General features: G+C 69.3%; 10 protein-coding genes. 8 read left to right on the forward strand and 2 right to left on the reverse strand.

All coding sequences use genetic code 11. The features are described 5' to 3' along the window. Window position 1: 1 nt before the first annotated feature. Window positions 2-1,360 (forward strand): tRNA lysidine(34) synthetase TilS, encoded by a 1,359-nt coding sequence (gene tilS, locus EDC29_RS04325; RefSeq protein ID WP_132228710.1) that lies wholly within the window; start codon window positions 2-4, stop codon window positions 1,358-1,360. Here tilS and trxA read toward each other — a convergent pair. After that, entirely contained in the window at window positions 1,354-2,217 is an 864-nt protein-coding gene (trxA, locus tag EDC29_RS04330; protein ID WP_132228712.1) for a thioredoxin, read from the reverse strand. The two genes, tilS and trxA, sit on opposite strands and share 7 nt — an antisense overlap. A 193-nt stretch (window positions 2,218-2,410) precedes the next feature. Here trxA and trxC point away from each other — a divergent pair, with 193 nt between their 5' ends. The 4 genes from trxC to greA all read left to right on the forward strand — a co-directional run bounded on the left by trxC (window position 2,411) and on the right by greA (window position 8,196). Beyond that, window positions 2,411-2,860 (forward strand): thioredoxin TrxC, encoded by a 450-nt coding sequence (gene trxC / locus EDC29_RS04335; protein WP_123141456.1) that lies wholly within the window; start codon window positions 2,411-2,413, stop codon window positions 2,858-2,860. 183 nt (window positions 2,861-3,043) lie between these two features. Then, window positions 3,044-4,186, forward strand: a complete 1,143-nt coding sequence (carA, locus tag EDC29_RS04340; RefSeq protein WP_005221406.1) for a glutamine-hydrolyzing carbamoyl-phosphate synthase small subunit — start codon at window positions 3,044-3,046, stop codon at window positions 4,184-4,186. A 200-nt stretch (window positions 4,187-4,386) separates the two neighbouring features. After that, window positions 4,387-7,596 carry a carbamoyl-phosphate synthase large subunit gene (gene carB / locus EDC29_RS04345; protein WP_132228714.1) on the forward strand — a complete coding sequence of 1,070 codons (3,210 nt, stop codon included), beginning with the start codon at window positions 4,387-4,389 and terminating at the stop codon, window positions 7,594-7,596. A 123-nt stretch (window positions 7,597-7,719) separates the two neighbouring features. Then, the gene (greA, locus tag EDC29_RS04350) at window positions 7,720-8,196 is read left to right on the forward strand and encodes a transcription elongation factor GreA (RefSeq protein WP_062272541.1); all 477 of its coding nucleotides are present in this window, start codon (window positions 7,720-7,722) and stop codon (window positions 8,194-8,196) included. An 18-nt stretch (window positions 8,197-8,214) separates the two neighbouring features. Here the strand turns inward: greA and EDC29_RS04355 are convergent, their stop codons facing one another. After that, complete coding sequence (locus EDC29_RS04355) at window positions 8,215-9,069, reverse strand: SDR family oxidoreductase (RefSeq protein WP_132228716.1); 855 nt, start codon at window positions 9,067-9,069, stop codon at window positions 8,215-8,217. 137 nt (window positions 9,070-9,206) lie between these two features. Between EDC29_RS04355 and EDC29_RS04360 the strand changes: the two genes are divergently transcribed. From EDC29_RS04360 to nudB, 3 genes are all read left to right on the forward strand, one after another. Beyond that, window positions 9,207-9,443, forward strand: coding sequence for an FmdB family zinc ribbon protein (locus tag EDC29_RS04360; RefSeq protein WP_123141452.1), 237 nt, complete (start codon window positions 9,207-9,209; stop codon window positions 9,441-9,443). Window positions 9,444-9,738: 295 nt separating this feature from the next. Next, window positions 9,739-11,517: an aspartate--tRNA ligase gene (aspS, locus tag EDC29_RS04365; protein WP_123141451.1), complete on the forward strand. Its 1,779-nt coding sequence runs from the start codon at window positions 9,739-9,741 to the stop codon at window positions 11,515-11,517. 195 nt (window positions 11,518-11,712) lie between these two features. Beyond that, complete coding sequence (nudB, locus tag EDC29_RS04370) at window positions 11,713-12,159, forward strand: dihydroneopterin triphosphate diphosphatase (protein ID WP_123141486.1); 447 nt, start codon at window positions 11,713-11,715, stop codon at window positions 12,157-12,159. Window positions 12,160-12,240: the final 81 nt, after the last annotated feature.

The following is a 12,240-nucleotide window of genomic DNA, read 5'->3' on the forward strand; positions in this document are numbered from 1 at the left end:
GGTGGACGCGCTCGACCCCGAGCGCCTCGCCGCCGATCTGGTCGCGCTCGGTGGTCGGGGCCGTTGCTGGATCGCCTACAGCGGTGGACTCGACTCCACCGTGCTGCTGCATGCGCTGACCCGGGCGCCGCTGGCGCGCCCGCTCGGCGCCATCCACATCGATCACGGGTTGCAGCCAGTGGCGCGGGACTGGCGCCGGCACTGTCGTGAACGCTGTCGCGTGCTCGGGGTGCGTTTCGTCGCCCGCGCCCTGGCGCTCTCGCCGCCCCCTGGCGAGAGCCTCGAGGCCCATGCCCGCGAGGCGCGCTATCGCGCCTTCGCCGCGTTGCTCGACGACGACGAGCTGCTGCTGACCGCCCATCATCTCGACGATCAGGCCGAGACCCTGCTGCTCGCGTTGCTGCGAGGGAGTGGGGTGCACGGGCTGGCGGCGATGCCGGGGTGCGCGCCGCTCGGTCGGGGGCGCTTGGTGCGTCCGCTGCTCGGGGTGTCGCGCGCGCAGCTGCTCGATTACGCCCGACGTCATCGGCTCGACTGGATCGAGGATCCGAGCAACGACGCCCTCCACCACGATCGCAACCTGCTGCGCCACCAAGTGCTGCCGCTGCTGCGCGGCCGCTGGCCGGCGGCGGCGTCCACCATCGCGCGCAGCGCGGCGCACTGCGCCGAGGCGGCGACGCTGATCGATCGCCAGGCCGGGCGCGATCTCGCCGCCGTCGCCGGCGCCGTGCCCGGCACCCTCTCGGTGGCCGGCCTGTCCGGGCTGGAGCCCTCGGTGCGGCGGGCGGTGGCGCGGCTGTGGCTGCGTCGTCAGGGGTTCGCGGTGCCGGGACGGGCGCGGCTCGAACGGGTCGTCGGCGAGCTGTTGACGGCGCGTGCCGATGCCGCGCCGCAGGTGGCCTGGACCGGCTGCGAGGTGCGCCGCTATCGCGACGATCTCTATGCGCTGCAACCGCTGCCGAGGCCGCCGGATGCGGCCCTGCGCTGGGTGTCGGGGCGCGAGCTGGTGCTGCCGCAGGGACTGGGCGAGTTACGGCTGGCTGGAGTCGAGCTGGCGCTGGAGGTGCGGTTCGCCGGCGCCGGTGGGCGGTGTCGGCAGCGCCCGGGTGGGCCGCTGCGAGCGCTCAAGAAGGTCTTCCAGGAGGCCGGGGTGGCGCCCTGGCTGCGCCCGCTGGTGCCGTTGCTGTTCGTTGCCGGGACCGATCGACTGGTCGCGGTCGCCGGGGTCTGCGGCTGTCACCCGGAGGAGACCGGGGCGCCGGGCCGGCTGCGCTGGTCGGGGCACCCCTGGGGCGCGCTCGGGGTGTTTCGCGAGGTCTGCGAGATCGGGCACGCCGCCGGGGGGGAGGGCGCTCAGTAGAGCGCGTTCATCATCTTGGCGCGGTAGCGCGCGACCAGGTCGCCGTCGCCGCCGAGCAGGTCGAACACCGCGAGCATGCCCTTGCGCCCGGCGTCCTCGCCGTAGCCGCGATCGCGCTTCATCAGCTCGAGCAGCAGCTCCAGCGCGGTGGCGTGATCGCCCTGGCTCACCGCGCGGGCGGCGAGCTGATAGCGGGCCTCGCTGTCGGTGGCATCGGCCTCGAGTCGGGCGCGCAGCGTCGCCTCGTCAGCGGCGTCGACGAGCGCGGCGGCGAAGCGCAGCCGGCCACGCAGGGCATTGACCTCGGGGTCGTTGGCCAGCTCGATCGGCAGTCGATCGATCGCCGCCTCGGCCTCAACGACCTCGCCGCGCGCGGCGCGCAGCTCGACCTCGAGCAGGGCGATGCGGTTGTTCTCCGGGTCCTCGGCGCGGGCCTGTTCGAGCTGTGCGGCGGCCTGCTCGAGTGCGCCCTCGGCGATGCTGGCGCGGGCCTGGTCGAGCAGCCCGCTCGAGGCGCGGGGGATGTGACGATCGAGGAACTCGCGGATCTCTCCCTCGGGCAGCGCACCCATGAACTCGTCGACCGGCTGGCCGTCCTTGTAGAGCCGTACCGTGGGCAGGCTGCGCACGCCGAACTGCGCGGCCAGCGCCTGCTCCTCCTCGGTGTTGACCTTGGCGAGCAGGAAGCGCCCGGCGTAGCGCTCGGCCAGCCCGGTGAGCAGCGGCATCAGCATGCGACAGGGGGCGCACCAGTCGGCCCAGAAGTCGACCAGCACCGGGCGCTCGTAGGAGCCCTCGATGACGACCGACTGGAAGTTCTCGGCGGTGACGGTCACGACATGGGGTGAATCTGTCATGGGTGATGACTCCTGATGGTGTGGATATTGGCGAGGCCGGTGACGATAGCTACCGGTCGATGACGATTCAAGACGGTCGCGATACGGCTGGGGCCGTGGTCGGGATGGTCGCGATCGTCGACAACGACCAGGATACGCGGCGTGCGGGCGCTCCCGTCACGCCCGCATCCATCGAGAGGGAGAGAGTAAGGAGATGTCCGATCCAATCCATGTGGTCTGCCCCGCCTGCGACGCGGTCAACCGGCTGGCGCCGGCGCGCCTCGGCGCGGGCGGACGTTGCGGGCGCTGTCACGCGCCGCTGTTCGGTGGCGAGCCGGTGGCGCTCGACGAGGCGCGCTTCGCCCATCACCTGGGGCGCAGCGATCTGCCGCTGCTGGTCGATTTCTGGGCGCCCTGGTGCGGTCCCTGCCAGATGATGGCGCCGGCCTTCGCCGCTGCCGCGCGCACCCTCGAGCCCGAGCTGCGCCTGGTCAAGGTCGACACCGAACGGGCCCAGGGGCTGGCCGCGCGGCTCGGTATCCGCAGCATCCCGACCCTGGCGCTGTTTCGCGGCGGGGTCGAGCGGGCCCGTCAGGCCGGTGCCATGGATGCGGCGGGGATCATCGCCTGGGCGCGCCACCAACTGCACGCCGGAGGGGGCTGAAGCGGATGATCGGGTTGGCATTTCGCCGCCCGTACCGACCGGCGCGCGTGGACAGTGCGCCGGCGGTTCTTTAGAATTCAGGCCGGTCAGGGCGCTGCCATTGACCTACCCTGTGTGTCCAACGCCGTCACCCGACGTCCCGTCGCGGTCGTTGCGCATCCTCGCCCGGATTCGGAGATACCCTTGAGAAAACCCGCAGTTCTGGTTCTGGAAGACGGTTCGGTCTTCCGCGGAACATCGATTGGCGCCGATGGCTCGAGCGTCGGTGAGGTGGTGTTCAACACCGCCATGACCGGCTATCAGGAGATCCTCACCGATCCCTCCTATCTGCGCCAGCTCGTGACCCTGACATACCCCCACATCGGCAACGTGGGCGCCAACCCGGAGGACGAGGAGTCCGCCGGCATCCAGGCCGCCGGCCTGATCATCCGCCACTTGCCCCAGCGCGCCAGCAATTTCCGCCAGCGCGAGCGTCTCGACGACTATCTGCGTCGTCAGGGCGTGGTCGGCATCGCCGACATCGACACCCGTCGCCTGACCCGCATCCTGCGCGAGAAGGGCGCGCAGAACGGCTGTCTACAGGCCGGCGACGCCATCGACGAGGCCGCGGCGCTCGCCGCCGCCCGTGACTTCCCCGGGCTCAAGGGCATGGACCTCGCCCAGCAGGCCACCACCGCCGAGCCCTATGCCTGGACCCAGGGCGAGTGGGCGCTCGAGGGCGGGCTGCCCGCGCCGCTCGACCCCGCCGACGAGGCGCTGCCGTTCAAGGTCGTCGCCTACGACTTCGGCGTCAAGCGCAACATCCTGCGCATGCTGGCCTCGCGCGGCTGCAGCGTCACCGTGGTCCCGGCCCGCACCCCCGCCGCCGAGGTGCTGGCGATGAACCCCGACGGGGTGTTCCTCTCCAACGGTCCCGGCGACCCCGAGCCCTGCGACTACGCCATCGCCGCGATCCGCGAGCTGCTCGAGCACCAAGTGCCGCTGTTCGGCATCTGTCTTGGCCACCAGTTGCTCGCGCTCGCCTCCGGCGCCCGCACCCTGAAGATGAAGTTCGGCCACCACGGCGCCAACCACCCGGTGCAGGATCTCGCTACCGGCGCGGTGATGATCAGCAGCCAGAACCACGGCTTCGCCGTCGACGAGGAGACCCTCCCCGAGACGCTGCAGCCGACGCATCGCTCGCTGTTCGACGGCTCGCTGCAGGGTATTCGTCGCTGCGACTGCCCGGCCTTCAGCTTCCAGGGGCACCCCGAGGCCAGTCCCGGCCCCTGTGACGTGGCGCCGCTGTTCGATCAGTTCATCGAGTCCATGCGCGCGCGCGGCTAGACGGGCGGCGTCGCGCGCGTTCCCTCACATGGACGCGCGCGCGGGCTCGACGGATCCGCCAGCGACGGCGGAGTCCGGGGTCGACCGGGTGTTGCGGAGCGGTGCGGGCGCGGACCCCTCGCGGTCCGTCGCCAACGGCATTCGTCTTCCAGCATTTGCGTTCACGTACATCCATTCTCGGATCTCAAGAAACTAACAGAATGCCAAAGCGTACTGACATCCACAGCATCCTGATCATTGGCTCTGGCCCCATCGTCATCGGCCAGGCCTGCGAGTTCGACTACTCCGGCGCCCAGGCCTGCAAGGCGCTGCGGGAGGAGGGGTATCGGGTCATTCTGGTGAACTCGAACCCGGCCACCATCATGACCGACCCCGAGATGGCCGACGCCACCTATATCGAGCCGGTCACCTGGCGCGCGGTGGCGGCGATCATCGAGCGTGAGCGCCCGGATGCGCTGTTGCCGACCATGGGTGGCCAGACCGCGCTCAACTGCGCGCTCGATCTGGTGCGCGAGGGCGTGCTCGAGGAGTACGGCGTCGAGCTGATCGGCGCCTCGCGCGAGGCCATCGACAAGGCCGAGGACCGCGACCTGTTCCGTCAGGCGATGCGCAAGATCGGCCTCGACATGCCGCGCTCGGCGATCGCCCACAGCCTCGAGGAGGCCAATCAGGTCCAGGCCTCGATCGGCTTCCCGGCGATCATCCGTCCGTCCTTCACCATGGGCGGCAGCGGTGGCGGCATCGCCTATAACCAGGAGGAGTTCGAGGAGATCTGTCGCCGCGGGCTGGATCTCTCGCCGACCCGCGAGCTGCTGATCGAGGAATCGGTGCTCGGCTGGAAGGAGTACGAGATGGAGGTGGTCCGCGACCGCGCGGACAACTGCATCATCATCTGCTCGATCGAGAACCTCGATCCGATGGGCGTGCACACCGGCGACTCGATCACCGTCGCCCCGGCGCAGACGCTCACCGACAAGGAATACCAGATCATGCGCGACGCCTCGCTGGCGGTGCTGCGCGAGATCGGTGTCGACACCGGTGGCTCCAACGTCCAGTTCGCGATCAACCCCGAGAACGGGCGGATGATCGTCATCGAGATGAATCCGCGCGTCTCGCGCTCCTCGGCGCTGGCCTCCAAGGCCACCGGCTTCCCGATCGCCAAGGTCGCGGCCAAGCTCGCCGTCGGTTATACCCTCGATGAGCTGCGCAACGACATCACCGGCGGCGCCACCCCGGCCTCGTTCGAGCCGACCATCGACTACGTGGTCACCAAGATCCCGCGCTTCGCCTTCGAGAAGTTCGCCCAGGCCGATGCCCGTCTGACCACCCAGATGAAGTCGGTCGGCGAGGTGATGGCGATCGGTCGCACCTTCCAGGAATCGCTGCAGAAGGCGCTGCGCGGGCTCGAGATCGACAAGTACGGACTCGAGGAGATCGTCGATCCCGCCGACTCCGAGGCCATGGCCAAGCTGCGCCAGGAGCTGCGCCAGGCCGGTATCGATCGGCTGTTCTACGTCGCCGATGCCTTCCGCATGGGGCTCTCGCTCGAGGACATCCACGAGCTGAGCAAGATCGAGCCCTGGTTCCTCGCCGAGATCGAGGACCTGATCGCCAGCGAGCGCGCGCTGGTCGCCGCCGGGTTCGACGGGCTCGATGCCGAGCGGCTGCGTCAGCTCAAGCGTCAGGGCTTCTCCGATCGTCGCATCGCACGGCTGCTCGAGACCACCGAGGACGCCATCCGCGCCCGCCGTCACGCCCTCGGCGTGCGCCCGGTGTTCAAGCGCGTCGACACCTGCGCGGCCGAGTTCGCTGCCACCACCGCCTATCTCTACTCCACCTACGAGGAGGAGTGCGAGGCCGAACCGAGCGATCGCGAGAAGATCATGGTCCTCGGCGGCGGCCCCAACCGGATCGGCCAGGGCATCGAGTTCGACTACTGCTGCGTCCACGCCGCCTTCGCCATGCGCGAGGACGGCTACGAGACCATCATGGTCAACTGCAACCCGGAGACGGTCTCGACCGACTACGACACCTCCGACCGGCTCTACTTCGAGCCGCTCACCCTGGAGGACGTACTCGAGGTGGTCGAGTGCGAGCGCCCGCGCGGCGTGATCGTGCAGTACGGCGGCCAGACCCCGCTCAAGCTCGCCCGCGCACTCGAGGCCGCCGGGGTGCCGATCATCGGCACCACCCCGGACAGCATCGACCTGGCCGAGGACCGCGAGCGCTTCCAGCACATGATCCAGGATCTGGGTCTGCTGCAGCCGCCGAACGCGACCGCGCGCAGCGAGGCCGAGGCGGTGGCGCTCGCTGCCGACATCGGCTACCCGCTGGTGGTGCGTCCGTCCTACGTGCTCGGCGGTCGGGCGATGGAGATCGTCTACGAGGAGGCCGATCTCGAGCGCTACATGCGCGAGGCGGTGCGCGTCTCCAACGAGTCGCCGGTGCTGCTCGATCGCTTCCTCGATGACGCCATCGAGGTCGACGTCGACGCCATCAGCGACGGCCAGGACGTGCTCATCGGCGGCATCATGGAGCACATCGAGCAGGCCGGCGTGCACTCGGGCGATTCGGCCTGCTCGCTGCCGCCCTACACCCTGCCGGCCTCGATCCAGGACCGGATGCGCGAGCAGATGGCGAAGATGGCGCGCGCGCTCAACGTCGTCGGTCTGATGAACGCCCAGTTCGCGGTCAAGGGCGAGGAAATCTACATCCTCGAGGTCAACCCGCGCGCCTCGCGCACCGTGCCCTTCGTCTCCAAGTCGATCGGCGTGCCGCTGGCCAAGGTCGCCGCGCGCTGCATGGCCGGTCGCTCGCTGGCCGAGCAGGGCTACGAGCGCGAGAGTCGGCCCAAGCATTACTTCGTCAAGGAGGCGGTGTTCCCCTTCGTCAAGTTCCCCGGCGTCGACACCGTGCTGGGCCCGGAGATGAAGTCCACCGGCGAGGTGATGGGCGTCGGCGACACCTTCGGCGAGGCCTATGCCAAGGCCCAGGAGGGCGCCGGTTCGCTGCTGCCGGGGCGTGGCGGCAAGGCGCTGCTGAGCGTGCGTGATGCCGACAAGCCGCGACTGCTGCGCGTCGCCCGCGATCTCATCGAGTTCGGCTTCAGCCTCTATGCCACCCACGGCACTGCTGCGGCGGTGCGTGAGGCGGGGCTCGAGTGCGTCGGGGTGAACAAGGTCGCCGAGGGGCGTCCGCACCTGGTCGACATGATCAAGAACAAGGAGGTCAGCCTGATCGTCAACACCACCGAGGGTGCCCAGGCGATCGCCGACTCCGCCGAGATCCGTCGCGCCGCGCTCCAGCACAAGGTGTGCTACACCACCACCATCGCCGGTGCCGAGGCGACCTGTCTGGCGCTCAAGCAACTGGACATCTGCACCGTCAATCGGTTACAAGATCTCCATTGATCCAGGCCGAACGGGCGCCCCGCACGGGGTGCCCGTGGTCTCTTTTTGTCTTTTTGGGGTCCGCAACGGGCCCGAACGACCGCGCGCCCCGGCACGCGGTCCATCCATACGAGGGAATCACCCATGACCCAGGTACCTCTGACCGCGAGAGGCGCTGAGAAATTGCGTGAAGAATTGGACCAGCTCAAGCGGGTCGAGCGTCCGCGCGTGATCGAGGCGATCGCCGAGGCGCGCGAGCACGGCGATCTCAAGGAGAACGCCGAGTATCACGCCGCGCGCGAGCAGCAGGGCTTCATCGAGGGTCGTATCAAGGACATCGAGTCGAAGCTCTCCAACGCGCAGATCATCGATGTCACGACGTTGCCGAAGACGGGGCGGGTGGTGTTCGGCGCGACCGTGCACGTGCTCGAGCTGGACAAGGATCAGGAGCTCAAGTATCGGATCGTCGGCGAGGACGAGGCCGACCTCAAGCTGGGGATGATCTCGGTCTCCTCGCCGATCGCGCGCAGCCTGATCGGCAAGAGCGAGGGCGATGTCGCCTCGGTCGATGCCCCCGGCGGGGTGCGCGAGTTCGAGATCCTCGAGGTCGAATACATCTGACCCCGCGCGCGGCGTCGCTCAGCCGGCGCCGCCGCGCGAGACCCGCGCCAGCAGCCAGTCGAGCGCGCGGGTCGACAGGACCCGTCTCAGCCCGCCGAGCACATGGGTCGGCAAGGTGACATAATATCTCGGGCGGGGACGCGGGCTCTCAATGGCGTGGACCAGTGCGCGCAACACCGCCTCGGGCGGCAGGGTGAAGGGCTGCGCCTTGCCCGCCTTGGTCAGTCGTTGCTCGGCGCGGACATAGGCGTCGCGATGGACGCTGTGCTCGACGTCGATGTGGTCGCGAAAGGCGCGATGGGCGTTGTCGCGGAAGCGGCTGGCGATCGGTCCCGGCTCGATCAGCGAGACCGTGATGCCGCTGCCGCGCAGCTCCAGGCGCAGGGTGTCGGTCAGACCCTCGAGCGCATACTTGCTGGCGACATAGGCGCCGCGGAAGGGCAGTGGGATGAGCCCGAGGATGGAGCTGTTCTGGACGATGCGGCCCTCTCCCTGACGGCGCATCACCGGGATCACCCGGCAGGTCAACTCGTGCCAGCCGAGGAGGTTGGTCTCGAGCTGCGCGCGCAGCGCCGCGCGACTGAGGTCCTCGACCGCGCCGGGCTGGCCGTAGGCGCCGTTGTTGAACAGCGCATCGAGCCTGCCGCCGGTGAGCGCGAGCGCCTGCTCGAGCCCCGCGGCGATGCTCGACGAGTCGTCGAGGTCGATGCGCACCGCCTCCAGGCCGCTGGCGGCCAAGCGCTCGACATCGGTCTCGGCGCGCGCCGAGGCGATCACTCGCCAGCCGCGGCGCGCCAGCCCCTCGGCGCAGTGCGCGCCGATGCCGCTGGAGCAACCGGTGATGAGGATCGAGGGCTGACGGGTCGAGGGCATGGCGTCCTGGCTCAAACCTGGTTTCGAGGGGCTGTCATTGAAGGCCAATTCCATGCTGGCCCGCAACCCCTCATGGTATCGGCGCACGGTCGATGGGCCGCGACCGCCGTTGTTTATCCGATGACGAGGTATGATCAATGCCGATCTATGAATATCGCTGCGAGGCGTGCGGACACGAGATGGAGGCGATGCAGAAGATCAGCGATGCGCCGCTGACCGACTGTCCCGCCTGCGGCAAGTCCGAACTCAAGAAGCAGATCTCGGCAGCCGGCTTCCGCCTCAAGGGCGGCGGCTGGTACGAGACCGACTTCAAGCAGGGCAAGAAGAAAAACCTGCACGAGGGCTCGAGCGGCGGGTCCGACAAGGCCGCCTGACCCGGCTCGCGGGGGTCGTGCTTGCGTGTGCGCCCGCCGCTTCAGTATCTTCTCGCCCCCGCGAGGGGGGTTGATACGAAGCGGCACCCGCCGTCGGCGATGCGCCGTGAGGCCGGTCCCCCCTGTTCGAGCCGCAAGCCGCGCTGGCGCGCCCAGCGCGGTTTTTTGGTTTCTCATGTCCCGGACGCCGACGCCGTCCGGGGGCGGGGCACTCGGCCCCAGGCGAGCGACTGCGCGATGACGCGGCGCCGCGAACGATCAACGACGACTTTCAGGACAATGGGGCGATAGAACGATGCGCACGCACTACTGTGGGGACTTGAACGGCAGCCATGACGGCCAGGAGGTCGTGCTCTGCGGCTGGGTGCATCGGCGCCGCGACCACGGCGGGGTGATCTTCGTCGACCTGCGCGACCGCGACGGTCTGGTGCAGGTGGTGTTCGACCCCGATCGCGCCGAGATCTTCGCCCGCGCCGAGCAGGTCCGCAGCGAGTTCGTACTGCGCGTCAAGGGTCGGGTGCGGCCGCGTCCCGAGGGCACCGTCAACCCCGATCTCCCCACCGGCGAGATCGAGGTGCTGGGCCTGGAGCTGGAGATCCTCAACGCTGCGGCCACGCCGCCGATCCAGCTCGAGAGCCATGCCGCCGACGCCTCCGAGGAGGTGCGGCTGCGCTACCGCTATCTCGATCTGCGACGCCCCGAGATGCAGGCGCGGCTGCGTACCCGCAGCCAGGTCACCCGGGTGATGCGTCGCTTCCTCGACGAGCACGGCTTCCTCGATATCGAGACCCCGATCCTCACCAAGTCGACCCCCGAGGGCGCGCGCGACTATCTGGTGCCCAGCCGCACCCACCCCGGTGAGTTCTTCGCCCTGCCGCAGTCGCCGCAGCTGTTCAAGCAGCTGCTGATGATGTCCGGGATGGATCGCTACTACCAGGTCGCGCGCTGCTTCCGCGACGAGGACCTGCGCGCCGACCGTCAGCCCGAGTTCACCCAGCTCGACATCGAGGCCTCCTTCGTCGACGAGGAGACGCTGATGGGGCTGATGGAGTCGATGATCCGCACCCTCTTCGAGGAGGTCAACGGCGAGACCCTGCCCAACCCCTTCCCGCGCATGACCTATGCCGAGGCGATGCGTCGCTACGGCTCCGACCGTCCCGACCTGCGCGTGTCGCTGGAGCTGATCGACGTCGCCGATCTGATGGACGGGGTCGAGTTCAAGGTCTTCGCCGCTCCCGCCCAGGACCCCGAGGGCCGCGTGGCGGCGCTGCGCCTGCCCGGCGGCGGCTCGCTCACGCGCAAGGAGATCGACGGCTACACCCAGTTCGTCGGTATCTACGGCGCCAAGGGGTTGGCCTACATCAAGGTCAACGAGTGGTCGACCAAGGGGCGCGAGGGGCTGCAGTCGCCGATCCTCAAGTTCCTCCCCGATGCCACCGTCGAGGGCATCATGGCGCGCACCGGCGCCGAGGACGGCGACCTGATCTTCTTCGGCGCCGACAAGGCGCGGGTGGTCAACGAGTCGATCGGCGCGCTGCGCGTCAAGCTCGGCGAGGATCGCGGGCTGATGGCCGAGGGCTGGCACCCGCTGTGGGTGGTCGATTTCCCGATGTTCGAGCACGATCCCAACGCCGATCGCTGGGTGGCCCTGCACCATCCCTTCACCGCGCCCAAGGAGGAGCAGCTCGACAGCCTCTCCAGTGATCCGGGCCGCTGTCTGTCGCGTGCCTACGACATGGTGCTCAACGGCACCGAGGTCGGCGGTGGGTCGATCCGTATCCACCGCGAGGCGGTGCAGCGCCAGGTCTTCGAACTGCTCAAGATCAGCGACGAGCAGGCCGAGGAGCGCTTCGGCTTCCTCCTCCAGGCGCTCAAGTTCGGCTGCCCGCCGCACGGTGGCATCGCCTTCGGTCTCGACCGTCTGGTGATGCTGATGACCGGCGCGCAGTCGATCCGCGACGTCATGGCCTTCCCCAAGACCCAGACCGCGGCCTGTCTGCTCACCGACGCCCCCTCGGCGGTCGACGAGGCGCAGCTCAAGGAGCTGGCGCTGCGTCTGCGCCAGCGCGGCTGAGCCCGTCGCTCCCGCCCGCACGCCCGTCGCGGGCGTCGGCAACACGCGCCACCGCGAGGTGGCGTGTGCTCATTTCTCCCTCAGGCCGCCGGTCGTGACGCCGAGGCCGAACCAAGACAGGTAATGTTGATGGCCAAGTGTGTGGATCCCGGGATCCTGCGTCAGCTCAGGGTGAGCGAGGCGGAGGCAGAGGCAATGAGCCGGCTGCCGCGCAAGCGCCCGCAGTCGGTGCTGGTGGTCATCTGTACCCGCGGGGGCGAGTTCCTGATGCTCCGTCGGGCGCGTCCGCTGGCCTTCTGGCAGTCGGTCACCGGCAGCCTCGATGCCGGCGAGAGCCCGCGTCAGGCCGCGGCGCGCGAGGTCTACGAGGAGACCGGGCTGCGTGCCGGCGGGCGGCTGATCGACCTGCATCAGTCGGCGCTGTTCCCGATCGTGCGCGCCTGGCGCAAGCGCTATGCCCCCAACGTCTGCTTCAATCGCGAGTACTGGTTCGCGCTGGTGCTCGAGACCCGGCGGTTGGTGCGGCTCAATCCGCGCGAGCACCTCGAGTACCGCTGGGTGCCGGCGGGTGCCGCCGCGCGGCTCACCGCCTCCTGGACCAATCGCGACGCCATTCGCGCCCTGGCCGGTACGCTGGGCTGATCGCCGCGCCGTGGCGATCGCGGCTTATACTTGAGCCGTGCGCGGGATGTCCGGCGCATCCCCGGCCTTGAGTCGGGGTTC

The organism is Marichromatium gracile (assembly GCF_004343155.1).
GTDB classification, from domain to species: Bacteria; Pseudomonadota; Gammaproteobacteria; order Chromatiales; family Chromatiaceae; genus Marichromatium; species Marichromatium gracile.

What these genes read in the sequence shown, in the direction of transcription:
- EDC29_RS04355 (WP_132228716.1), bottom strand. Translation starts at nt 9,069, where the DNA reads ATGCCCTCGACCCGTCAGCCCTCGATCCTCATCACCGGTTGCTCCAGC.
- trxC (WP_123141456.1), top strand. Translation starts at nt 2,411, where the DNA reads ATGTCCGATCCAATCCATGTGGTCTGCCCCGCCTGCGACGCGGTCAAC.
- nudB (WP_123141486.1), top strand. Translation starts at nt 11,713, where the DNA reads ATGAGCCGGCTGCCGCGCAAGCGCCCGCAGTCGGTGCTGGTGGTCATC.
- carB (WP_132228714.1), top strand. Translation starts at nt 4,387, where the DNA reads ATGCCAAAGCGTACTGACATCCACAGCATCCTGATCATTGGCTCTGGC.
- greA (WP_062272541.1), top strand. Translation starts at nt 7,720, where the DNA reads ATGACCCAGGTACCTCTGACCGCGAGAGGCGCTGAGAAATTGCGTGAA.
- aspS (WP_123141451.1), top strand. Translation starts at nt 9,739, where the DNA reads ATGCGCACGCACTACTGTGGGGACTTGAACGGCAGCCATGACGGCCAG.
- trxA (WP_132228712.1), bottom strand. Translation starts at nt 2,217, where the DNA reads ATGACAGATTCACCCCATGTCGTGACCGTCACCGCCGAGAACTTCCAG.
- EDC29_RS04360 (WP_123141452.1), top strand. Translation starts at nt 9,207, where the DNA reads ATGCCGATCTATGAATATCGCTGCGAGGCGTGCGGACACGAGATGGAG.